23 protein-coding genes and 2 pseudogenes are annotated in these 22,417 nt (G+C 41.7%); 8 read left to right on the top strand and 17 right to left on the bottom strand.

Going from position 1 to position 22,417, the window contains the following annotated elements; all coding sequences use genetic code 11:
• Positions 1-266 precede the first annotated feature (266 nt).
• The 6 genes from R7M72_RS17530 (at position 267) to R7M72_RS17555 (ending at position 8,483) form a co-directional block, all read left to right on the top strand.
• Positions 267-479 (top strand): DUF1656 domain-containing protein, encoded by a 213-nt coding sequence (locus tag R7M72_RS17530; protein WP_005377106.1) that lies wholly within the window; start codon positions 267-269, stop codon positions 477-479.
• Positions 480-489: 10 nt separating this feature from the next.
• Entirely contained in the window at positions 490-1,353 is an 864-nt protein-coding gene (locus R7M72_RS17535; RefSeq protein WP_318056280.1) for an HlyD family secretion protein, read from the top strand.
• Between the two features lie 13 nt (positions 1,354-1,366).
• Positions 1,367-2,722 (top strand): FUSC family protein, encoded by a 1,356-nt coding sequence (locus tag R7M72_RS17540; RefSeq protein WP_104975374.1) that lies wholly within the window; start codon positions 1,367-1,369, stop codon positions 2,720-2,722.
• A 302-nt stretch (positions 2,723-3,024) separates the two neighbouring features.
• Entirely contained in the window at positions 3,025-4,680 is a 1,656-nt protein-coding gene (locus tag R7M72_RS17545; protein ID WP_064368471.1) for a hypothetical protein, read from the top strand.
• Between the two features lie 210 nt (positions 4,681-4,890).
• Positions 4,891-6,930: a carboxylesterase family protein gene (locus R7M72_RS17550; protein ID WP_149192526.1), complete on the top strand. Its 2,040-nt coding sequence runs from the start codon at positions 4,891-4,893 to the stop codon at positions 6,928-6,930.
• A gap of 101 nt (positions 6,931-7,031) precedes the next feature.
• Positions 7,032-8,483 (top strand): phospholipase D family protein, encoded by a 1,452-nt coding sequence (locus R7M72_RS17555; RefSeq protein ID WP_318056281.1) that lies wholly within the window; start codon positions 7,032-7,034, stop codon positions 8,481-8,483.
• Positions 8,484-8,541: 58 nt separating this feature from the next.
• Here R7M72_RS17555 and R7M72_RS17560 read toward each other — a convergent pair whose 3' ends face one another.
• From R7M72_RS17560 to R7M72_RS17630, 15 genes are all read right to left on the bottom strand, one after another.
• Entirely contained in the window at positions 8,542-10,200 is a 1,659-nt protein-coding gene (locus R7M72_RS17560; RefSeq protein WP_318056282.1) for an autotransporter assembly complex family protein, read from the bottom strand.
• A 335-nt stretch (positions 10,201-10,535) separates the two neighbouring features.
• Positions 10,536-11,000, bottom strand: a complete 465-nt coding sequence (locus R7M72_RS17565) for a DUF2846 domain-containing protein (protein ID WP_005377099.1) — start codon at positions 10,998-11,000, stop codon at positions 10,536-10,538.
• Positions 11,001-11,169: 169 nt separating this feature from the next.
• On the bottom strand, positions 11,170-11,796 hold the full coding sequence (locus R7M72_RS17570) for a LysE family translocator (RefSeq protein ID WP_005377098.1): 627 nt from the start codon (positions 11,794-11,796) through the stop codon (positions 11,170-11,172).
• 327 nt (positions 11,797-12,123) lie between these two features.
• Complete coding sequence (locus R7M72_RS17575) at positions 12,124-12,750, bottom strand: LysE family translocator (protein WP_318056283.1); 627 nt, start codon at positions 12,748-12,750, stop codon at positions 12,124-12,126.
• 129 nt (positions 12,751-12,879) lie between these two features.
• The gene (locus R7M72_RS17580) at positions 12,880-13,233 is read right to left on the bottom strand and encodes a DUF1428 domain-containing protein (RefSeq protein ID WP_017821465.1); all 354 of its coding nucleotides are present in this window, start codon (positions 13,231-13,233) and stop codon (positions 12,880-12,882) included.
• A 97-nt stretch (positions 13,234-13,330) separates the two neighbouring features.
• On the bottom strand, positions 13,331-13,936 hold the full coding sequence (locus R7M72_RS17585; protein WP_115386047.1) for a hypothetical protein: 606 nt from the start codon (positions 13,934-13,936) through the stop codon (positions 13,331-13,333).
• Positions 13,937-14,028: 92 nt separating this feature from the next.
• The gene (locus R7M72_RS17590; RefSeq protein WP_005377084.1) at positions 14,029-14,325 is read right to left on the bottom strand and encodes an antibiotic biosynthesis monooxygenase family protein; all 297 of its coding nucleotides are present in this window, start codon (positions 14,323-14,325) and stop codon (positions 14,029-14,031) included.
• A gap of 143 nt (positions 14,326-14,468) precedes the next feature.
• Positions 14,469-14,756 (bottom strand): putative quinol monooxygenase, encoded by a 288-nt coding sequence (locus R7M72_RS17595; RefSeq protein ID WP_005377083.1) that lies wholly within the window; start codon positions 14,754-14,756, stop codon positions 14,469-14,471.
• 128 nt (positions 14,757-14,884) lie between these two features.
• On the bottom strand, positions 14,885-15,526 hold the full coding sequence (locus tag R7M72_RS17600) for an alanine--tRNA ligase-related protein (protein WP_031781320.1): 642 nt from the start codon (positions 15,524-15,526) through the stop codon (positions 14,885-14,887).
• Positions 15,527-15,668: 142 nt separating this feature from the next.
• A complete protein-coding gene (locus R7M72_RS17605; protein WP_053304370.1) occupies positions 15,669-16,214 on the bottom strand; it encodes a GNAT family N-acetyltransferase in 546 nt (181 codons plus the stop codon).
• Between the two features lie 253 nt (positions 16,215-16,467).
• Positions 16,468-17,031, bottom strand: coding sequence for a sugar O-acetyltransferase (locus R7M72_RS17610; RefSeq protein WP_005389307.1), 564 nt, complete (start codon positions 17,029-17,031; stop codon positions 16,468-16,470).
• Between the two features lie 131 nt (positions 17,032-17,162).
• A complete protein-coding gene (locus R7M72_RS17615) occupies positions 17,163-17,576 on the bottom strand; it encodes an RDD family protein (protein WP_053304369.1) in 414 nt (137 codons plus the stop codon).
• A 141-nt stretch (positions 17,577-17,717) separates the two neighbouring features.
• Positions 17,718-18,326, bottom strand: a complete 609-nt coding sequence (locus tag R7M72_RS17620; protein ID WP_149192529.1) for a pyridoxamine 5'-phosphate oxidase family protein — start codon at positions 18,324-18,326, stop codon at positions 17,718-17,720.
• Between the two features lie 143 nt (positions 18,327-18,469).
• Complete coding sequence (locus R7M72_RS17625; RefSeq protein ID WP_005377076.1) at positions 18,470-18,871, bottom strand: DUF2007 domain-containing protein; 402 nt, start codon at positions 18,869-18,871, stop codon at positions 18,470-18,472.
• A 1,078-nt stretch (positions 18,872-19,949) separates the two neighbouring features.
• Positions 19,950-20,471 carry a GNAT family N-acetyltransferase gene (locus tag R7M72_RS17630; protein ID WP_017634591.1) on the bottom strand — a complete coding sequence of 174 codons (522 nt, stop codon included), beginning with the start codon at positions 20,469-20,471 and terminating at the stop codon, positions 19,950-19,952.
• A 227-nt stretch (positions 20,472-20,698) separates the two neighbouring features.
• Here R7M72_RS17630 and R7M72_RS17635 point away from each other — a divergent pair.
• Positions 20,699-20,806 (top strand): annotated as a pseudogene (locus R7M72_RS17635) (type II toxin-antitoxin system Phd/YefM family antitoxin); the annotation flags it as partial.
• Positions 20,792-20,956, top strand: a pseudogene (locus tag R7M72_RS17640) (type II toxin-antitoxin system RelE/ParE family toxin); the annotation flags it as partial. The pseudogenes R7M72_RS17635 and R7M72_RS17640, both read left to right, overlap by 15 nt.
• A 210-nt stretch (positions 20,957-21,166) precedes the next feature.
• Here R7M72_RS17640 and R7M72_RS17650 read toward each other — a convergent pair.
• Both R7M72_RS17650 and R7M72_RS17655 read right to left on the bottom strand, forming a co-directional pair.
• The gene (locus R7M72_RS17650) at positions 21,167-21,667 is read right to left on the bottom strand and encodes a hypothetical protein (RefSeq protein ID WP_238855018.1); all 501 of its coding nucleotides are present in this window, start codon (positions 21,665-21,667) and stop codon (positions 21,167-21,169) included.
• Positions 21,668-21,846: 179 nt separating this feature from the next.
• On the bottom strand, positions 21,847-22,314 hold the full coding sequence (locus tag R7M72_RS17655; protein ID WP_029804521.1) for a cold shock domain-containing protein: 468 nt from the start codon (positions 22,312-22,314) through the stop codon (positions 21,847-21,849).
• Between the last annotated feature and the right edge of the window lie 103 nt (positions 22,315-22,417).

Here is a 22,417-nt window from a genome sequence, read left to right on the forward strand (position 1 = left end):
AACCATCACTTCGCATATTCAAAAGCAAACATTGAAAAATAATTGTCGAAAATTTAACAACTTAGTGGTCTGAAATGAACATAGAATAAATTGGAAAATAAATTTATTTTTATTTTCACTGTCCAAAAAGCTACTTTGCTGCGCTATTCCCTCTATATAGCGCATAGCACCTTTCGTTTGATGGATTAGATCCTGCAAAAGCGATTATCACTGATGCCATCACTTGCCTTATCTTTACATTCATCAAGTTAATAGAGAAAAACACCATGAACTCAATGCCACATGAACTTGTGTGGGGCGAAGTTTACTTCCCTCCCTTGTTGCTGGTTATTGCATTGGCTTACATGCTCACCATTTTGGTTGGAACCGTTGCAACAAAACTGGGACTCCACAAATACGTTGCATTTCCCGCGCTCGCTGAGCTAAGCCTAATTGTGATTTTTACTGGCGTTATTGGTCGATTCATTACCATATTTTGAGGCAAATTCCGTGATAAAACGTTATCTCATCACACTGCTACTACTGTGTTCAGCTGGCACCGTGATTTTCAGCTACTACCAATCATACTCTGACACCCCTTGGACTAGAGATGGCCAAGTTAGCGCGCACATCGTTTCTATAACCCCCCGCGTAACAGGACAAATCATCCGAGTCTACGTCGAAGACAATTCGCAAGTGAAACAAGGCGATTTGCTGTTTGAGATTGACCCAAGCATCTATAAAGCGGCATACCACAAAGCATTGGCGACTCAAAAACAAGCGGTCGCTCTGTTAGCAAAAGCAAAAAACGAAGAGCAGCGAGCACTTAAGTTAGAAAAGCGCACACCTGGCGCTGTACCTGTACTGACATTGAATAACCTAGACAATGCGGTGGAGACAGCCGTTGCCAACGTAGAACTCGCGAAAGCCAATGTTGAAGAAGCCAAGCTAAACCTTGATTACACAAAAGTTTATGCGCCAACGAATGGTTATATCACTAATTTGAACTTACGTGTCGGCTCTCAAGTCGTCGCTAACTCCCCAGTCGTGGCTTTGATTGATGAAGACAGCTTTTGGATCGAAGGATATTTCAAAGAAACGGATTTAGTTGGCGTTGATCCACAAGATAAAGCCTACGTGACCTTAATGATGCACAATGAAGCTGTGTTGGAAGGAAAAATCAAAAGCATCGGCTACGGTATCGCAAAGCAAGATGGCAGCACAGGCAACGATCTCCTGCCAAACGTCAATCCGAACTTCCAGTGGATTCGTTTGGCTCAACGTATTCCAATTAAAGTTAAATTAGATCACTTACCGAAAGATTTTCAACTACGTGTTGGTATGACGGCCTCTATCAAAATCATCAAACAATAATGCGGTGGAATGTATGTTTAATGCCTCAACCAAAGAAGCAATCAAAGCTGCGCTGTCTATCGTTATCGCGATCTGCCTTGCCTTATGGTTTCAATGGGAGAAACCGTATTGGGCAGCGATCGCAGTCGCGGTAATGGCATTAAATGAAAGCTTCGCTCACTCGATAAACAAAGGTCATAATCGCTTATTAGGAACCCTCCTTGGCATCGGTTATGCCTTTTTCCTCATCACGACGTTTTCTCAAGATCGCTTTTTGTTTCTCACCTTCTTCACCTTGTTTTTAGGTGCGTGCATTTTTATGTCGAGCGACGAAAAGTATGGTTATGTGTTCTCTATCGGTTTTGCTGTGTGCTCCATCATCGCATGTATGGGAGGATTTGATAGTCAAGCAACGTTCCACTTCGCTGTTCTTCGCATGCAAGAGACTATTCTTGGTGTGATCACGTTTTCTGTTGTGTACCGATTAGTCTGGCCAGTCAGTACAGAACAAAACTTCATTCAACGTTTTGAGACCAGCAGAGAGGCGATGCTTAACGCTATGAAATCGCCCAATGATATAGATACTGAAGCTCTTGAGACCAACAGCGCCAACATAGAAAAGTTGTTCCAACTGGTCGGTTTACCACTTACTGGCAGCTACCACTTGAAAGAACATCGTCAGCTATGGCGTGCGCGTTTAAATGAGATGGCACAAATCCAAGACCGATTGCTAGAACAAGCAGATAAATCGCAAAGTCGTGAGATCGATTGGCCAACGCTAACGCAGCAACTTCAAAGCTTTGATATTAAAAATCCAAGTACGTCGCTCATTGGTCACGTTGCTTATGTCATGCAAAGAGAGAAAAACACGGTTTGGCATCACGAGCATCGAACGTTTATCCAGCATTTGAATGAAGACGGCAGAAAGGTATTGCAAGGTGTATCCATGTTCGTCACTTCTTTGTTGATCTGGATTTATCTGCCCGTACCCGGAGGTTTCATTTTTCCGATGCTAGCAGGCGTGTTCTCTTCAATCGTTCCTACTATGCCACCAAGCATTATTAAAGATGCATTTTTTGGTGTGATAGGCACTGGCACGGTGATTCTATTGCAATACATTTTCATAATGCCAATGATGACCGAGCTTTGGCAGCTTGGGCTATTCTACTTCATCAACATCATCGTAATTTGGAAGGTGTTTTCCACACCAAAACTGATGGTACACAGAATTCTAGGTATTAACTTATTGGTTGTCTTGACATCAGGAGCGCTCAATTTAACCCCAGCGTATCGAATTGAAACGCCCTTGCTGATGCTGGTAAACATTATGATCATTTTGATGATTGCCAAGTTGTTTACTGATCTGTTTCGTGTTCGCGTTACGGTCTAAGCGTCACCTCCGTTCTTGAAACTAAAGCCCTGCATTGCTTCTGCTATGCGGGGCTGTTTGTTTGTGAGCTAGCCATTATTCCTCCGTAACCCATAAAGCGAGGATAGTATCCATCAAAAGCGATTAACGGTATTTCTCTTCACCTCATAAAATCCTCTCATTGATTCACGAAATGCAATCGAAAACTCTGCATTCACAACGTCAATCACAGCAAACACATCTATCTAACTGAACAAGAAGTTCAGTGACACATTAACTGTCTGAGTCTCGAAGGTTTGAGACTATTCAGAGTGGAAACTGTCATGAGTTTTTTTGAATTACGCGCCGGCAAGACGTCTTCTCTTACTGTGCTCGCGAGCGCACTAATGCTTACTACCCCCACTTTTGGCTTCGCCGCTGAAGAGACGACGACCTACAACGAAGTAATCGAGCAAGGCCGAGCGCTGTTCGACAAATACGGTATCAGTCATGATTTACCAAAACTGGCCATCAGCTCTCTAGTTCAAGGCGAGCATTTGGTCGAGCATGCCCACCGAAGTGTTAAAATCGGTGATAGCGTTCGCGATTCGTCCGTCTACTTGGTTAAGAACACCGATAACAAAGGCAACATTGATCTGCGTATCAAGTACAACCCTGAACAACTCGATGAAAATGAAAAAGTACTTGATGAGATCGAAGCTTTCACACGAACAGAATACCGCCTTCGAAACTACGCGGAGAGTTTTGATCCGTCATCAGTAAGAGCCAAAGAGGATCAGAATGGTAATGTGATCATCAGTTTTAATTACTCAAAATACGGTCTTCCTCAAGATATCGCCTACTTTCGCTTTTTAAGCGTTGATATTGAGTTGGTTAATGGTGAACCGAAACGTATGGTCATTACCAACGATAAACCGTTCACACATCACAACTACCAAGTGGATTCTTACGATCAAGAGATCCTCTTCCAGAAATTAACATCAGGCAAAATTGCGATTGCCAGTAAAAACACCAAGATAGTTGGTTCAAAGAAAAATAAACCCCTCGAAATGATGAGCAGCGTAAAACCGGTAGCGATTTATGAAGATAAGCTTGGCGTGCAAGTACTAGACGAAAAACGCTTGAATGAGGTCTCTGATCCACGCATGCAAGAAGCCAGTGTTAAGCTAGACCGAGTTTTTCCTTTAATGGGTGATATGGTTCGTCGTCAAGGTATCGATTTGCCTCTGCCGTTTGGTGTGTCGCTAGCGTATCGAAATCAAGATATGAATATTCCATTTAATGATTTCACGATTGAAGGCATCGGCCTTAATGAACTGTTTGATCCAGAAGACAGTGTCGGCATCGTCAGTGCTGAGAGCATGACGCTTCGTGGCGATGTAAACATCCTGCCATTTTGGAATGTATTTGGTTACATCGGGAAAGTTAATGTCGATGCCAATGTTAATGCCGCTTACACGGGTGAAGGTGGTCAGTACATAAAAGATAAGCTGAACGATAAACTGCCAGGATTAGGTGATAAGTTTTGCGATGGTTTATCTGCACTTTGTAGTCGCGGACGCCTAGACGTGCCGCTGCATTTGGAATATGACCTTCGTGGTATAGGTACAACCCTTTCGGTTGGCTATAAAGAATTCTTTGCTTCTGTCACTGGTACCTATTCGCAAACTCGCTTAAAGGGCTTAGATGATTGGGGCGATGGTATTGTTACTGTACAGCCGATGTTGGGTTATCAACTTGTCGATTATCGCACGCAGTTCTTTGTCGGAGCAGAATATCAAGGGTTGGACGCTCGAATGGACGGGCATGTAAAAAGCGGTGATATCGAATTCGATTACGACATTGGTGTAGATCTTAATCAATGGGCGTTTTTGACTGGTTTCAATAAGCAAATCGGCAAAAACTACAACCTGACCTTTCTCTATAACAAAGGGGAAACTCGAGAGTCAGTGACCTTAAATCTTGGTTACCGTTTCTAGCTCTCAGAAAGAGCCCGCCCCTATACGATGGTAGGACTGCATCCTACAAAGGCGATTACTGAAACTGTCGCCGATGTCCTACCATTTGAGCCATCAATACAACAAGCCATCCAACCATTCACGGATTAATGCCAAAGCGTCAGGACGTCGCTTGTTAGATGCCGTTTAACATTTTCGGTGTACGCACCAAATGACTTTTTGGACATAACAATGACTTTACTCAATCGCTCAACTTTAGCCATTACCATCACTCTTGCCTTAGCAGCTTGCAGTGATGACTCTGGTAAACCTAGCGTTCCTAACGGCCCGAAGCCACTACAACCCTTACCACCAGAGCAAATCGCTTTGGAAATTGGCGATGCAACCATTCAAGCGACCAAAGAGTCCCTTGTCATCACGCCTCTTGATGCGGATGAAAAACTGGCAGCGGTAGAGGCGTTCAAAGGTATCCAATTTGCGCAAGCAGACCGCTTTCAGCACAGCATTGCGGTCCCACTTGAAGGCGATATTGATGCGACTCAGTTCGGTGATGCGTGCCCGCAGTTAAAAACCACGGCACAAACGCAATCAGAAGATTGTTTGAACCTAAACATTTGGCGACCAGCAGGGACAGAAGCGTACGCAGATTTGCCAGTGTATGTCTTTATTCACGGTGGAGACTTTGAATACGGCTCGGGCTCAGAACCGCTGATTCATGGTGATATGGTGGTTGCACAAGGTGCTGACGATGGTAACCCGTTTATTGCAGTTACTTTTAACTATCGCTTGGGCTTGTTGGGCAGTGTTTGGGTCGATGGTTTGGACAACCCAGAGGGCGGTAACTTTGGCCTAGGCGATCAAAAACACGCGCTTGAATGGGTTCAACAAAACATAGAGGCATTCGGCGGCAATCCGCAAAACGTGACACTCATGGGTCAAGGTGCGGGTGCCATGTCGGTGGGAATTTTACAGCAATCAAAAGGCGATGCGGCAATCGCAGGTGAGCACTTTCAACGTGCCATCATGCAAAGCAACGCTTACGGCTTTGAATATAAAAGTTACGATGTTGCCAAGAGCCAAAGACTAGAGCAAAGCGTTGAAGATCTTGCGTTACTACCACTTGAAGAGATCATGAAGGTACAGAGCGAGATGCTTGATCCGATTCAACGTCTTAAGAACTGGGTACTGACCGCCGCGAATATTCCGGTTATCAGTCCAACACGCGACAACAGCCCATTATCTACGTTGATGCCATTTGCGCCTTACATCGAGCATCGCCCACCAGCGTTTCTAGTGAAAGAAGTACCAGGCTATCACTTTACTGAACAAGCGATTGAGAGTGAATGGATCGTACCGACGGTAATTGGCTCAAACAGTGCAGAAAGCAATACTCTGGGCATGCTGCCGAGCCTGACATTTTTGATCCCAACTATTATTGAAATCTTGAGCCAAGAAGCGCCAGAAATCATTGAAAGTGGTGACGAAAACTTAATCGTCGAATACATGGTGGAGTGGCTAGAATCGGAAACGAACTTAAACCGTTTACGCACCGAATATCGTTCATTACTCAACGATTCAGCTTCAATTGAACTCGATCTTTCTGACTTATTGGAACTGCTACCTAGCACCGCTTATGAGGCGATGACTAAGTTGTTCTTCGGTTTGGGGAACTCCGATTCAACCACGGAGTTACTTGCTCTGGCTGACTTCTTCCCTAACGATGAAAGTGAACTGAATGGCGCGTCCAAAAACATGCAGCAATTCAAGACCGCGTTACATGACTTGCTCTTCACGGGTCCAAACCGTCATAAGGTTTCAACTGAAGAAACAACAGGAGCAACGCCAAGCTTCTACTACTTTGACTACACACCTGGATTCAACGTATGGACTTACAATACCAAAGGTGAAAATGGCGATCTCGACGTTGGTGATTTACTCAAAAGCATCAGTTGTATTGTGGGCGCTTGTAATGCATCAGAATTACCATTTGTGTTTAACAAGACATTAAAGCTTGATGGTTCAAGTGTTCGTCCAGGTAGCAAAGACAAAGCAATGATGAACAAGCTCTCTCGTATGTGGTTTAGCGAACGTTTATTTGAAGACTTCCAATACAACAGTGCGACTGATCGAGTATTGCTGATCGATAACGATGGCGGTATTCAATCCACACAAGACTGGGACAATGCTCATCACTCAGGCATCGATCCAAAACTGCGCCAAGGTCGCCTCAACGGTCTCGAGGAACTTGGGTTAATTCTTAGCCACATGTAACTTCATCCTCAGCCACTAAAAACTCGTTACCGAATACCTAAAAGCCAGTTCGCTGGCTTTTTTCATCCTTATTCCTTGAACATAATTAGGAAGGTTTACTCATGTTTCCTAACGCCCTTCGTGCTCTGCTACTCTTTATCTTCGGCGCGCTGTTGGTTGGCTGTGCCCAGCCCTACCCTCAAGTTGAACCGGATTTTGAAGCCAATTGGCAAACTACTCAGCATCAATCCGAAGTTTACTTAATTCCTACCGCTCCAGAAGCCTTTGCTCGTCGTGTTGAACTGGTAAGAAACGCTCAGCAAAGCATCGATATGACTTACTTTTCTTGGGAGAGTGACACGCTTGGTTTGATGCTACTCAATGAACTCAAACAAGCAGCAGATCGAGGTGTGCAAGTTCGACTCACTCTCGATGACTTATTAGTGTTTAACGAGAAATGGCTTGCTGATCTCAGCGCTCACGACAACATTCAAATCCGTTTATTCAATCCGTTTGATTCACGTAAGTCAGGTTGGATTGGTCGCGCCGTCAACTTCTCTACTCACCAACAACGTTTGGACAATCGTCTGCACGAGAAGTACTTCAACGTCGACCATCAATGGATGATTCTAGGTGGACGTAACATTGGCGACGACTATTTTGGTTACAGCCGTAAAGCCAACTTCTTTGATATGGATGTCTTGTTCAAAGGCAGCATTATTCGAGCATTCGACCAAAACTACCAACAGCTTTGGGACAGCGAGCATGTTACGCCAATAGAAAACATCGTTAACGTTACCCCAAACTATTCCGCGTTTACTAAAGCGCTTAATGAAGGTGAGAAAGACAAAAGCATCATTCTGGCGGAAGTTGAAAAACAGGTTAAACACCTGACCAGTCCCGACTTCATCACTGCGCAAGTCACCCCCGTTTTCGACTCATTAAACAAGTTAGAAAACAACAAACCCTACTTTAGAAAACGTGCAGAACACCAAGTTTGGCAACAAATAACCTCTGCATCCAAAGCAGTGATATCAACGCCTTATGTGGTACCAAGTGATGGTGAATTTGTCTTTATTGATACCTTGATGGAGCAGAAAGCGGACATCACGTTAATGACGAACTCGTCTGCCTCTAATGATTCTGGCTTTATTCCGGCTTATTACGAGGAGCATCGCCAAACCTTGTTGGATAAGGGCGTTCATATACTTGAGTACAAAAACCAAGCGAAAAATGATGACCATTACTTCCATGCGGATACTTATTATCACAACAAGACGGTGATACTCGATGATCGGCTGACTTATATCGGCTCATCAAACTTCGACCCAAGATCGGATTTCCTCAATGTGGAATTTGGTGTGTTGGTCCAAAGCGAAGCCTTTGCAGAACATGTCATGCACTACTTAACTCGACAGCAAGATGAACTGTTTTGGCGAGTATCTCGAGATGGACAAGGCCAAACTCAGTGGCAATCAATGAATGAGATCCATACTAAGAATCCAAACTATGGTGGATGGCATAAGGCACCTAACTGGATATTCAAGAAACTGAATGGTGAGCTCGAACTCTAAACAATCAAGGCTTAAAAAGGCTCTCTATCTGCAAGGATGAGAGCCTTTTTAATGCCCGCTAAAACTGCGTGCCTAGCGAAAAGTGAACGCGGAATTGGTCTCCTTGAGGAGCACCTAAACCATAAGCAAAGTCCACTTTGACGGGCACGTATTTTGAATTCCATATCAAACTCAAGCCTGTACCGCTTTTCCAATCCACCCTATCGTTGAAGGCATCACCAACATCATAAAATGCCCCAAGCCACAATTGGCGGTAGACCTGATATTGATATTCCAGCCCAGCAGTAAACATGTAACGGGCACCCGTTAAATCGCCATTTTCGTCTCTCGGAGAGATAGACTCATAACCATAACCACGAAGATTGCCGTCACCTCCCGCAAAGAAACGTAATGATGATGGGATATCGCTCAAAGTGTCAGCGACATTAATACCGACATTGGAACGAAAGTGAAACTTGTGTTTTTCACTAATATCCCACGACAGCACACTGTTGCCTTCAATGCGCAGCAAACGAGAATCGGAGAAAAAATTGGGGTCCGAGTATTCCAATGAGTAGACGTGACGGTGATTTACTTCTAATTGATCGTTCTTGCGATCAAGCAGTGAAAATGTCACCCCAGGTAATAACAACTGTGATTCGTTATTCTCCGACGCTTGTCGATAACTCTCTTGCAAATAACGAACGTGCATGGTGCTTTGCCAATCACTGTCTAACTGCCAGTGTTTTTCAAACGATAAATCATTAGAAAAACTCGATGTGTCTCGATAGTCGACATGCTTAGATTCAAACTGAATCCCGTAGTAATCCGTTAGAACATTTTGTGTGGGAATTTTGTAACCAAGTAATAGCGATTGTTCCGGTTTGGAAGCGTACGCTTGTGCCTCAAAACTGTGTCCACGTGCGTTGTACCAAGGCTTGGTCCAGTTCAGCGAAGCGCGCAATCCCAAGTCTGTCGAATACCCTCCACCGACCTGCACAATATTACGTGAATTCGGCTCTGCGAGCACTTCTATCGGCACCTTATGACCATCGGATGTCTCCTCGAAATCCGCTTTCACAATCACACTGCGAAACCAATCAGTACTGGAGAGATCGGCCTGATATTGACTCAATTTCACAGTGTCAAAATCGTCGCCCCGCTCAAACGTTCTCATCGCTTCTATTCGTGCTGTTTCGATACCCGACGTAAGAACAGAGAGCTCTCCAAATTGGTAACGAGAACCACTAGAGAAATGCAGATTCACATGGGCTTGATTCAAACTTGGAATGACTTCCAAAGACGATTCGATAAAACGTCCATCTAAATAACCTTTTTGCTGAGCCAATGAAATCAAGTTTCGCTTTAGCGTATCGTACTCAGAATGAAGCAACGGCTGACCTTGTTTAAGTTGAGCTTGATTAATTAGTTCGATGAAATCTTGATCGTTACTGGCCTCTCCCGACACGGCAAGGTTAGATTTTGCCACCAACATCACCTCCCCAGCGTCGACCTCAAGCGTGATGAGATCATTCTCTGATCTCTGAACATTGAGCTCGGAATGATAGTAGCCATAAGGGTTTAACGCATTATTAACCATCTTCGTTAGTCGATTTGAGGTAATGTTTGAAACAGAGAGTTTCGTTAGTGGTGTAAGGTGACTTTCAAGATTTTTCTCTAATATTGGTGTTAGCCCTTTGATTTTAAATTGCGCTCCGAGTGCATGATGTAAAGGCATAGAAGCTAAAACTGATATACCTATTATTTGTTTAATGAGAGGAGACACACCGCTACCTAGTTTAGCAATACACTCGACAAGGTTAATGATGGAATGGCATATCAGTTAATCGCGTTTGTAGGATTGCTCCCTACGAAATCCTCTCGAAAATTCACGTTTCACAAGTAGATACTTTGAACGATAAATTGGCTCAAGCTAGGAGGTAGCAAATCATGCGGTCTGAAATAGGTATACTGTTTGCCAAAAATACAAAACCCAACGCTGAATGGATCTCATCAAGCGTTGGGTTACATTGATAATGTGTTTTTTAATCTAAAAAGCGTCTGTTAGTAAAACTAGATCGAAGAACAGTTTCCTTTTTCTGCCATGTCGACTTTTAGTACTTCTGCTTTACCTTTGCTTTCGTCCACGAGTTCTACGCCCGCACCACCAACAAATACACCCATTTTAATGTATTGATTAACGAAATAATTACGACCCTCTTCCGTTAAGATAGTTAAGTGATTTTCAGAAAACTCAGACTCTGTACTTACTTGATGTTCTTTATTGCCTTCGACCTCATGGTAGAAAAACACACCAGGAGCGGTTTCACCAATACATTCTCCATCGACGTAAACATACTTTTTAAGTGCTGCTCCGACAAAAGCATCTTCTCGGTAAATGTAAATCCCTGCGTTCCCCTTTTGAGGTGCTTCAAATGATTTCATTTGATTTGATACTGTCGAATCAACAGTAGGAACAGAAGCACAACCTGACAAACCCAAAAGGAATGCGGAACACAGAATTACTTTATTTTTCATGTTATTAACCTAGCTACGATAAAATCGCGCCAACCATACTATAAATAAATACGTTCACTTATTGGTATTTTTGAAATTTGTGATTCAACCTATGCAATAGCACTCATTTAACGTATGGATTGAGCAAACATTAGCCATATAATAATCACGAGAATAAAATGCCCTGTATCTAACGATCACTAAATGCCACTTTACTCGCTAGACTGATAAGTAGAATACCTGAAACACCTTCAAGAGTTCTTGAATAACGCTGAGAGTGTGGACGACTAAATACCCAATTACCCACAGAGGCGTACAAAACGTTACATGTCGTCGCAAGTACGCTGAACAGCAAGCCAAGTACTAATAATTGCATTGATGTTGAGCTTGCAGACGTATCAATAAATTGAGGCAGAAACGAGAGAAAGAATAGCGCTACTTTTGGATTCAAGACGCTGACGATAACCCCCTGAACAAACACATTTTTATTATTATCAACATTTTTGTTTTCAACGATTTTACTTTCTCCACGCCACATAGACAGTAATGACTGAACACCTAAATAAACTAGGTAAGCGGCCCCTAACCATTTAACAACGCTAAAAGCCAAAGATGAACTCAGAATTATTGCTGACAAACCTAAACATGCCGCTAGTGTATGAAAAAAGTAACCAACACCAAGCCCCAGAGCCGCTTTCAGCCCAGCAGATAATTTACCTTTCATTGTATTGGAAACAATATAAATTACATCAGGTCCAGGAATCATGTTGATAGCGAGACAAGCGACAACAAATAATAATAGTGAGTTTGAATCCATTCTTTTCTCCAAATTAACGTCTTGCGGGATAACATTTCATCGAACTACAAGTAATGCAACGTCCAGGTTTCAATTGGTTATATTTAGTATTAACAACACGTTACTAATACTACAGCACTGCGCGAAGAGCACAATCATGAACAGTGATACGAATTAAATTATGGGCCTTTGTTAGCCCTTTGAATGATAATATTTAGCATCGTTTGGTTGTAAGCTTTTTCTAGCCAGCAGCTCTTATGGAAGTTAACAAATCGGCTACTTAGTATACTTAATAGACCGTCAAATCATATAGATTATCTATTCTTATTTCTTCAAGCCTTTTGTGCTTCATTTTCCTGCCTCACTAAGCAGCAACTTAATGCTTGCCACACCAAAAAATAACGCGAACACGCCTTCAAAAACTGCTTTGGATCTGAGATAGGTTTGCCTGACCTTTTTATACGCGAAAAGAAAAGCATAGCCAAAGAAAACTAAAGCACTAACCAGCCCCACAACAAAAATGACCGACAACAATTCCAACGGACTGGCCGTAGGAGGAACTCCTATCGAATAAAGCGCACCGAAAAACAGAATAGCTTTTGGGTTAGTTAAGTGAATTAACACTCCGGTTAAGTAGTTACCCTTCTCTGTCGTTACGTATGTTTTGGGTAACTTTAGCTGCTCGATGTTGCAGGCAGAATGTACGGACTTTAAAGCCAAAAATAAAAGATAAAATGCCCCACAATATCTAAGAATTTCAAAAAGCCAAACATTGCTATAGAGTATGGTTGCGAGACCAAAAGCAGCTGAGGTTGACCAAAATAAAGACCCCGTTAAAACACCTGCAGCCAAATACCCTCCAAAGCGTCGACCGTGGTTCATTGACTTGCCTGCTATCGCAAGAGTTGCTGGTCCGGGGCTAGCGATGGCAGCGATAGCTGATACGACAATCAGTGAATAATTTATCTCTTCCATTTTTACTCTAAGCCTCCAAATGGAGTTTTATCAACACTTATCGCAGAATAGTCTATTGAACGTACATCAGAAGCGTAATACTGATTAAAACACCAAGTATCACGAATCGAGTTGAGATTATTTGGTATTTTACTGCTCCAAAATAACATCAAATCCGCCATAAATGAGACGCTTTCCATCAAAGGGCATTGGGTTATTGTCTGGACTCATTCGAGGATCACCCATGATCCGCTGCCACCCTGAGTCCCGAACTTCTTTTGAAGGCCAGACTACCCACGAAAACACAACGGTTTCGTTGCTTTCAGCGTTAACTGCCATGGGAAATGATGTGATCTCACCATCTGGTACTTCACTCCCCCACGTCTCAACAACCTTTAAGGCCCCAAACTCCCTGAACATTTCTGCTGCTATTTTTGCGTGTGCGATATACTTTTCTTTATTCGCTGTCGGTACTGCAGCGACAAACCCATCAATGTATGACATAAGTAAACTCCTTTCATTGGAGTTATAACCATAGCTCAATAAAAAGAATGCACATGATGCCAAACCATAGAAACAGGTACGTAATACAGCTTGAGAGCTACATTCCTAGCTTGGACTTTATATGCATATTTGAAAGGTATGTGTTTGGATCAAGCTTGGTTAGCATATTTATAATCTCCAAAACACTCGAATACTCAATACGTTCCTCTTCAGCATGCCCGATCCCACCTATTGTAAAGTGAGTAAAGCGGTAATCACGATAAACGTTTTGCAGCTGGCTAGAAATATCTTTGAGTAATCTTTTACTGAGGGCGAATGCAGGATATTCACTACTTTCTGAAAGCTCTGCTGTAGAGCCAATAGATACAATATTGCATTTATTGTTAAGTGAACCTAAAGCGTTAAGCTCATTGACTAAATTAAGATACCCAATCGGGCCAACATTCATAAACTCAATCAGTTCGCTTGTTGTCAATTCTGAAGACTCTCCCCACATCGACGCCAAATAAACGATGATGTCAAACTCTACACCTTTGAAGCACGTATAATCTGGTTTTTTACCGGGATCAACGTCAATACAAACAGAGGCGACTCCCCCCTCAACTAGCTTTGATCTAGAAATCGCATAAATTTCTGTACCCTGTAAGTTCGTAGCCAAGAACCTTCCTAGCCCTTTACTACCTCCAACGATTAAGATCTGCATAACCCTATTCCTTGGTTAAGGTTGTCTTTCATATTATCCGCCAAACTGTGCATTAGGCATCACTTTAACGTTTCTGTTGTTTGCTTCTAGCCCTACTTAGTTCTATCTTCAATTTCATCGAATGGTTCAACTGAAATACGCTCTGCAATTTCACTCATCTTCTTCATTTTTTCTGGGTTACTAGTTCCCCAAAACCGCTCCCAGTCTTCACGTGTTCGCCACTTGGCAATAGTTAAAACCTTTTCCGGTACATCGTAAGCACGAAGCATAAAACTACCAAGCGCCCCATCTACTGACTGATGAATTGAATCTGTCGTCGAACGCCATATATTTTGAAACTCATCCATTTTTTCACTTGGCACACGCCATTCATACACAACTCTAAACATAACACTTCCATTAAAATTTCTAGATTTAATACGGCAAAGTATTAAGAACACTAAGCCAGGTGAATAGCTGAATAAAGCAACATAGTAGAGCGTAGAGCAACTTGAAAAGCAAAGTGTAAACGCTCTAAATCACTCCGATTCTATTAGTCATGCACACATTCAAAGATTTCGTATTGACGTTTAACATTGGCAGTTACTTTTCCCCAATGCGAGGCTTGAACTCTTTCCTGATGTTGCTTAAAAGAGGCTTTGTCGACGAACTCTTCATAGACATCAAAACGAAAAGGATTAGTCGAGCTTTGAGTCACAAGAAAAGTAAGGCAGCCCGGCTCTTCTAACGTGAGCCTTTTGTGAGTTATTAACGCATGTTTTACTAATTCTAAATCCTTTTCCGGAACTAAAATAAAGCCTTTCAATGTTACTTTCGACATATCATCCTCTCGCCCCTGTTAAGAAGTAGCCAACACGCCCTCAATCTCAACCATCATATCGCAAATGTGAATCTCACCATGAATTAAAATGCCACGTGTTAGGAATCTATTTCTAATGCCCTATCGACTTACGAGCATAAGGTTATCTCTACCCTTTCTTTGCCTTTACCGATGTTCTTGCGTTTTAATTGAATTTGGCCGACTTCTGATGTGCGCTTTAAATGAGTGCCACCGCAAGGTACTTGCGCAAACCCATCCACTCTCCAATACCTTCTTTCACTCTCTTGATCGGAAAAGTCACTAATAATAACTGAATCAGAGTTAATCAAATCTTGCACATCAGTTTCAATTTCTTTCAATAACGGACCAATATTTTCAGACCACTCGAAATCTATGCGACTCTTATTTTCAGAAATATGCGCGCCTATCTTAACAATGCCTTCCCGACGCTGATAAAACATCTCGAGCACCACTTCAGCCGCAAAGTGTAGCTTCATTAAGGCGTATCTACGCTTCCAATCAATACTCGTAGTTACAATGTCACCAAGAGTAAAATTTGGAGAGGATTCCAATGTGTAAATAAGTCGAACACCTAACTTTTGAGCAATCAAAACCGGAATACCATTAATCGTTCCTTTATCACTCTCTTGGCCTCCAGACTCTGCAAAGAAGATAGTCTGGTCCAATTCAACCTTATTTCCGTCTACATTGGTCACTCTTGAGTTAAGTTCTGTTTGGTAGGGATTAACCCAAAATAATTTCTCGCTCATGCTGCTATCCTTGCAGTAAGTCCTATCCTTGATAGTACATTCAGTGACCACCAAGTCAATTCAAGAAACCTCGCCGTCAAGTGTAAGGCTGTGTATTGAATGCGAGCAGGCTAGATCTATTGGATGCTTTTAAGGCCGGGTACTAAACGCTGTCTAGGGGTTTAGCTAACAACCCGTAAATTGCGGAATCTGAGACTACTCCATTCACTTCCCAACGCTGCCTTAGGAAACCTTCCTTTATAAAACCTAACCGTTCCAAGACTTTACCTGAAGAAGTATTGTCTGGATCTATCTCAGCCTCGATTCGACGTAGATTCAGTGTTTTGAATGCGTGTTCGATTAATGCAGTTCCCGCCTCTAATACAATGCCTTTACCCCAGAAATGACGACTAACGCCAAAGCCAATTTCTGCGCGCCTAGACTCTTTCACGTGATTAAACAGCATTATCTTACCCAGAAGTTGGCCATTGCTCTTTAGGAAGATGCCTAGTGTCACTTCTGTATTGCTATTCATGGCCTGTGTACTCTTGGCTATAAATGTCCGCGCTTCTTCAATTGAAACCCAAGGGCCAGAGTTCCAATATTTCATGACCTCATGGTCTGAGAAGATGTCAAACAATTCGCTTGCATCATCTTCAACTAGCTCTCTTAGAATTAATCGTTCCGTTTCAATCTTTGTTACTAACATTTTGGAGCCAGCCTTTTGGTTTGTTATTGGTGACGAAAATACAATAAAAGTGTGAGACACGTAATACAAATGATTTCGTATGAGACTTTTAAACAAGCTCAACGCACGGTAAAAGCGCCACGTGTCACGATTCTATATTGAAGCAAATTTTAGACATTCAAGTGCGTCAACAAGTAACCGCTGAACGCATCAAAGCTTGGAGTGAGTTGATCATAAGTCCTAAACTCAGGCTTAAAATAGTCCATATACTTTATTATCGCTTAGTGACGATTTCCTTCAGTACTCTGGCTGGGTTGCCACCAACAACGACATTGTCTCCAAAACTCTTTGTAACGACTGCGCCAGAGGCTACCACCACGTTGTTCCCAAGTGTTACGCCAGGGTTGATTACGGCATGGCCACCTATCCAACAATTGTCACCAATGTTTATGGGCTTTGCTAGCTCTAAACCACTGTTCCTCTCGATAGGATCTAAGGGATGAGTCGCAGTATAAATTCCAACTTGAGGCCCGAGTAAACAGTTATCACCAAACTTAACTTCCGCAACATCCAAAATCACACAACCAAAATTAGCGTAAAAATTATCTCCAACGTGAATGTTGGATCCGTAGTCGCAATTGAAAGAAGATTCAACATGAATATCGTCACCTGTTGTGCCGAACAAGCGCTTAGTTATTTGAACTCGCTTTTGTTTATGCTCAACAGACGTGGCATTCAATTTTTCAGTTAGTAACCTAGCGCTCAACCTTAACTTTAATAACTCTTCATCACTTGGGTCATAAAGCTCACCTGCTAACATTTTCTCTTTTTCTGACATAAAACTTGGACTCCAATACCAATTTTCTTACAACGCTACATTAAGTATGTGAGTAACGCTACCTCCTAAGCGAGGCTGTTCCACCACGAAAACAAAGCCCGACTTGAACCCTAGTCCTCAGCGCTATCAATTTAGTGCACTACCACCACCGTTCTCACTAACTTATCACCGAGACGTTGCCTCTTTTTACCAAGAATGAAAATTGAGTCAATAAAACCGAAGAATGGAGTAATAACATTTCGAAAGAGCGACTGAAAAATATTGCACTTTTTACCCGTTCTTGCACTTATAACTGCAATGCCCAAAAGTTTTTTACCCACACTTTGACCATTTGGTAAACAATCAGAAAAAAGGTAATACGATACAGTCGCAGTTACTGCTGTAGCGCGCACAAGCTCTTTTTCAATACCGATTTCTAAGCCGACCCATAAAACGAGAGTAAAAATGCTAAAACTGACAAAAAGATCAATCATTTGTCCAACACACCTAACTCCCGGACTAGCCAAAACGTAATGTTCTAGAGTAAATTTTCCTGCATTTTTCATTTTAAAATTTGGACTAACAATTGTTTATTTGTGAACTAACGCTATTGAGACAGTAACATCCCCACTAAACCTAATCCATACTTCCGCAGAGTACGGTCGAACCTGATTTTTCTATCTTTTCAATATATTACCACGCTCGTTCTAAAGGCTAGATTGGTAATATTTCAACATCTCTTCTTGATTAAGCGCTTTACTTTCTAACTTTTGTTGATCTTTAAAGACTTGAGCTAATGAAGGGAGAATTGAGCGATTTACTTTATAGTCATCAGACCAAAGTTTCCCTCTCATCACCGCTTTCGCACAATGAAAGTACATACTCTCTATGACTATTTTGATAACAACCTTAGGATCTTTACTTCCATCGGGGCAAGCAGATATCAAGTTGGCGTCGGTGTGAATACTTGCGATTCCTTTAATACGGAGCACTTCATCAATACCATTTACCATCAATAACAACCCTACCTTGGGGTTACTAATGATATTTTTTAGACTATCGATACGATTGTTCCCCGAGCTATCAGGGAGCAACAATGTTGATTCATCTAAAACTTTTACGAAGCCAGGCTCCCCTCCTTTAGGAGAAAGATCGATATACCCTTGTGAATCAGCGGTACTTAGAACTGCAAAATGGCAGTTATTAATTAATGTAATCGCATGAACATCCAGCACAGGCAGAGCTTTATTTTTAGCTCTCGCACTTGGCTCTGCGTAAATTTCTTTTAACTGCTCTATTGTTTTAATTTCACTCATTCAATGTTATTCCTTCACTATCGTATAATGCTTTGCTTGTAAGCAAGCAGTAACTCTGACTTCTTGTATAGGCACTAGACCTAACTCATCGTAAAAATACTACGAGTACAAGTTGTCTCTTTAATGCCTTGTTATCTGAAGATTTAAAGTTTTTCACTAAACTCCCCACACTGCTTACACTTATAACCATGCTTGTAAAAAAACAGTGGAAAACCCAGTAAAATAAAAACTAAGAAAGCTGGGCGTTTACCTTTTGTAAATGCAAATAGATCTTTACTACCACATTTAGGGCAAACGTCTTTTTCTTCATCAACGTCAACTTCATTTCCCAATGATTCTGAGAAATCGCTACTAAGTATTTGTTTCGCATCTTCTGCATCACTTTCGGCCACCATCAGACGGACGCCGCCTATTGCATTTGAATAAAGCCACTGAGTATTTACCGTGTGCTCGTCAGCGATGTAACTTTCTATTCCGACACTATCTAGGCTTGCTCTCGCAATATGAGCTTCATGAGGAAAAGAAAACCTTGCTACTACAATCACATATTGCTCCTTGTGGGAAAGCGCTCCCGTAAGGTATAAGAAACGCTAATTGGAAATGCTATGTATGGTACGCTAGCCTGAGTAGTTTGTTGTACCTAATCACCCAACCACAGCTATTGAAGCTACATCGACATCAAAATCATATGAAAAAATAACGGCAAACAAACAGCCACATGAGCCATGTCGGTGCTTGATACATTTTTCAACTTTATCACGAGCACGACCATAACCCACACTGTAGCGGACGCTAAGCCTAGATAATTATCTAAGTCATTGTAATAATCATACTTATCAAGGAAAGATAGAAAGTTACTCTCTTTAGTTTCCACCGCCTTTCTAAGCACCTCATTTGCAATTGAGCAATAGTATTTCGAGAAACTCAGGAAAGTGAACTGAACGAGTGTTGCTACTATTAAAAATATCTTCATATTTACATCACCGCATAATGCCCCGCTAAGAGATGAGTAATTCAATACAGAAACCACTAAAAATCATCTTAATCACTCAACGTATTGCGCCGTAAAAATACCACACGTTGCGAATCAACTTTGAGCAGTTTGTTATAACTCTGATTTCGCATTAATGTATAGCTTATGAACATCGTCTGAATTAGAAAAGTCTATACAGTAGGCCAATTTGATCACGTTACCATTTTTTGATTTGTAAATAACCATATCATATTTTTCCAATAGCTCGCTAACCCCAAAGAATGACTCCAAAGGAAGCTCGGAAAACTCTCTGTAGCCTTGCATCGCCGTTATCGCATCTTTCGCAACAGCTGATCCTTTGTAATTAGTCGCAATTCAAGATGAGAGAGCGAAGTTTTTAAACAGTTGCTCATCACTTTGAATACTTAGTGGATTCGCGGCCATTCCTACACTACAAAGAGCAATACTTATGCTGGTTACTAGTACTCTACATTCCATAAATTAAGCCTTTTGCTTCCTAAGAGTTGCAGCACATTATTAAAGAGTGAGTATCACAATACAAAACTGCCCCACATCACTTAAATCAACTCATAGTGAAAATGCCATGTGTAACCACTCTTGTTGTGAACCAATTATTAGCCCAATACAGACTAATATATATACCCTAACCAATCTATATGACCAACAGCCCAAGTTTTACCGCTGATAGGTTTAACATATAAATCATCTAGTTGTTCTACAGCAACACCGTAATTTTTATGTTCGTGAACTCGCAACCAAGAACTTAGAGAGTTAAGGCGCTGATAACCATTAGCCACATAAAAACGCTCCAAATCGGAGACTAAAATGATGAAGTCGACATCTTTAGTTGAGGCATAATCGCTGAGTTGAGACAACATTGTTGTTCCAATACCTTGCCTTTGAGCTGTGCTCTCGACACAAAAGTCACTCACACCTAATACTTTATAAATTTCATCACCAACGCGAACAACTCTGTAGTCTAATCCCATGTAACCAACTAACTGATCGCCTTCGTAATTCAGAACTCTCATATGCGGGAGTTGCTTATAGTAAGAGCGAGTAACTTGATGTTCAGGAAACGACTTGTTTCTAAGAGCTTCAATTGCATTATGCTGCGCTTTAGATAACTCGATTTCTGGGTAAATATCCATATTTGACCTTTGAGTATTAATGACCTTTTGGAGTTGAGCAACGCAATACAAAAGCCGCCGCATACCGATTTAATCACTGAGCTCAACGCCCAGTTAATGCCACGAGTTGAGAATCAATATTAGACAGTTTGTTAGTTTACATTTCGCACGAATCACGCGATTTAATTAAATTGAACATTTCATGCGATACATTATGATCTAACTGTGCACTCAATTGGGAACTGGCCATGCATACATTAACAGCCAATGATGCCAAACAAAATTTCGGCGAACTACTTCTAAGCGCACAACGCGAGCCAGTAAAAATCAGCAAAAACAGTAAAGATACTCTGCTATCAGGGTTTCAGATGCTAGCTGATAATCCAGATTTAGGAAGAAGTTGTGACGAGATGTACCCAAATGGCTTTTATTTCCCGATAGGAAAACACACAGCTTATTTCACCAAAGAAGATAACTTTATCTTAGTTGTTGCTGTATTAGGTTAATCACAGCTACCCCAGAATCATCTGAAATAACACGATTTTCACCTTAGAAGCATAATTAGGGTGAGAGTTTATCCATGTAAACTAACGCCCTGTTAAGGTGTGAGCAACGCAATACCGGAGTTGTCGCATACCACCTTAAACACTAAAACCAACGCATATTAAAAATGCCACGCGTTGCGAATCACTCTTAAACAGTTTGTTATGTGAAAATTAATTTGGGCAGAGAAAAGAACCTACTAAAGGCTCTTCCACAACCTCACACTCTAACGTTCCATTTACTGAGAGTTTTAGAGGGTTCAAAGGTGTGCAACATTCATCTTCAGGCGCTATGGAGTTTTCGACTTGGTACTTAAAAATGTTGTCGTTATCTTGCCTATAAGTAAACTCACACCCCGAAAACTCACCATTAGTATCGCCAAGAACCATACCATAGCGTGTAACTATCTGAAATCTGTCTTCAAACTCGGTAAAAGTTTGAGAGACAATTTCAACATTCCCCTCATAGCATTCGAACATAGTCTCTGTAAATTCATGTTCGCTCAAAGCACTGCTAATATTTACTGGTCGAAAATAAATATAGGGGCGGCAAAGGACACAATTATTGTAGCGAAAGACAACGCTAAGCTCGTCTTCCCCTATGTATTCGTAATCATTTTTATTCAAAGTTATATGCTGCGTGAAGTACGCTAATTTGAGCATTATATCTTTCACTATCTAATACCTTTACTTAGAGCTAACAACGGCTTCAGGAGAATTTTCACATAACGCCCTGTTAAGGTGTGAGCAACGCAATCCCGATGCCGCTGCATACCACCTTAAACACTAAAACCAACGCATAGTAAAAATGCCACGCGTTGCGAATCACTCTTAAACAGTTTGTTATGCCGATCCTACCAACTACCACATAACTGACTCTCGCAAGGAGTACCATCATTGTCGCCATCTATTTTGACATTTGGACAATTTGATAAATAAAACTTTGCTTCATCACAAGACGCCATTTCGCTACAGTAAGTCTTGCCTTGACAACTGAACCCCATATTTTCATATGCAGGGTTTAACTTAGGCTCTATATAAAACAGATAGAAGGCTGCGCCTATTAGACCGACGATAACTGCTGATAATACAACTGAAAAAGAATTGCTTTTCTGTGGTTTGACACCGACTAACTGAGCACTTTCCGCACTTAACTTAGGCTGAGTACTTGCCAGTTGAAACTCTACTTGGTCCCCTATTCGGGGGCGTCGGTATCCTTTTTTGAACTTGGATACATGAACAAAAATGTCACCATCCAGTTCATTGGAATTTATGAACCCAAAACCGCGCTCATCAACCCAGCGAACAATTTCCCCTTTCATGTCCTCTCCCGTTTTTCATATAGCGGCATAACGCCCTGCTAAGGGGTGAACAACGCAATACCAAAGCCGCTGCATACCACCTTAATCACTGAAATCAACGCAT

Source organism: Vibrio sp. YT-18, assembly GCF_033337345.1.
In the GTDB taxonomy this organism is placed as follows: Bacteria; Pseudomonadota; Gammaproteobacteria; order Enterobacterales; family Vibrionaceae; genus Vibrio; species Vibrio alginolyticus.

What these genes read in the sequence shown, in the direction of transcription:
- R7M72_RS17530 (WP_005377106.1), top strand. Translation starts at nt 267, where the DNA reads ATGAACTCAATGCCACATGAACTTGTGTGGGGCGAAGTTTACTTCCCT.
- R7M72_RS17540 (WP_104975374.1), top strand. Translation starts at nt 1,367, where the DNA reads ATGTTTAATGCCTCAACCAAAGAAGCAATCAAAGCTGCGCTGTCTATC.
- R7M72_RS17545 (WP_064368471.1), top strand. Translation starts at nt 3,025, where the DNA reads ATGAGTTTTTTTGAATTACGCGCCGGCAAGACGTCTTCTCTTACTGTG.
- R7M72_RS17550 (WP_149192526.1), top strand. Translation starts at nt 4,891, where the DNA reads ATGACTTTACTCAATCGCTCAACTTTAGCCATTACCATCACTCTTGCC.
- R7M72_RS17555 (WP_318056281.1), top strand. Translation starts at nt 7,032, where the DNA reads ATGTTTCCTAACGCCCTTCGTGCTCTGCTACTCTTTATCTTCGGCGCG.
- R7M72_RS17560 (WP_318056282.1), bottom strand. Translation starts at nt 10,200, where the DNA reads ATGCCTTTACATCATGCACTCGGAGCGCAATTTAAAATCAAAGGGCTA.
- R7M72_RS17565 (WP_005377099.1), bottom strand. Translation starts at nt 11,000, where the DNA reads ATGAAAAATAAAGTAATTCTGTGTTCCGCATTCCTTTTGGGTTTGTCA.
- R7M72_RS17570 (WP_005377098.1), bottom strand. Translation starts at nt 11,796, where the DNA reads ATGGATTCAAACTCACTATTATTATTTGTTGTCGCTTGTCTCGCTATC.
- R7M72_RS17575 (WP_318056283.1), bottom strand. Translation starts at nt 12,750, where the DNA reads ATGGAAGAGATAAATTATTCACTGATTGTCGTATCAGCTATCGCTGCC.
- R7M72_RS17580 (WP_017821465.1), bottom strand. Translation starts at nt 13,233, where the DNA reads ATGTCATACATTGATGGGTTTGTCGCTGCAGTACCGACAGCGAATAAA.
- R7M72_RS17585 (WP_115386047.1), bottom strand. Translation starts at nt 13,936, where the DNA reads ATGCAGATCTTAATCGTTGGAGGTAGTAAAGGGCTAGGAAGGTTCTTG.
- R7M72_RS17590 (WP_005377084.1), bottom strand. Translation starts at nt 14,325, where the DNA reads ATGTTTAGAGTTGTGTATGAATGGCGTGTGCCAAGTGAAAAAATGGAT.
- R7M72_RS17595 (WP_005377083.1), bottom strand. Translation starts at nt 14,756, where the DNA reads ATGTCGAAAGTAACATTGAAAGGCTTTATTTTAGTTCCGGAAAAGGAT.
- R7M72_RS17600 (WP_031781320.1), bottom strand. Translation starts at nt 15,526, where the DNA reads ATGAGCGAGAAATTATTTTGGGTTAATCCCTACCAAACAGAACTTAAC.
- R7M72_RS17605 (WP_053304370.1), bottom strand. Translation starts at nt 16,214, where the DNA reads ATGTTAGTAACAAAGATTGAAACGGAACGATTAATTCTAAGAGAGCTA.
- R7M72_RS17610 (WP_005389307.1), bottom strand. Translation starts at nt 17,031, where the DNA reads ATGTCAGAAAAAGAGAAAATGTTAGCAGGTGAGCTTTATGACCCAAGT.
- R7M72_RS17615 (WP_053304369.1), bottom strand. Translation starts at nt 17,576, where the DNA reads ATGAAAAATGCAGGAAAATTTACTCTAGAACATTACGTTTTGGCTAGT.
- R7M72_RS17620 (WP_149192529.1), bottom strand. Translation starts at nt 18,326, where the DNA reads ATGAGTGAAATTAAAACAATAGAGCAGTTAAAAGAAATTTACGCAGAG.
- R7M72_RS17630 (WP_017634591.1), bottom strand. Translation starts at nt 20,471, where the DNA reads ATGGATATTTACCCAGAAATCGAGTTATCTAAAGCGCAGCATAATGCA.
- R7M72_RS17655 (WP_029804521.1), bottom strand. Translation starts at nt 22,314, where the DNA reads ATGAAAGGGGAAATTGTTCGCTGGGTTGATGAGCGCGGTTTTGGGTTC.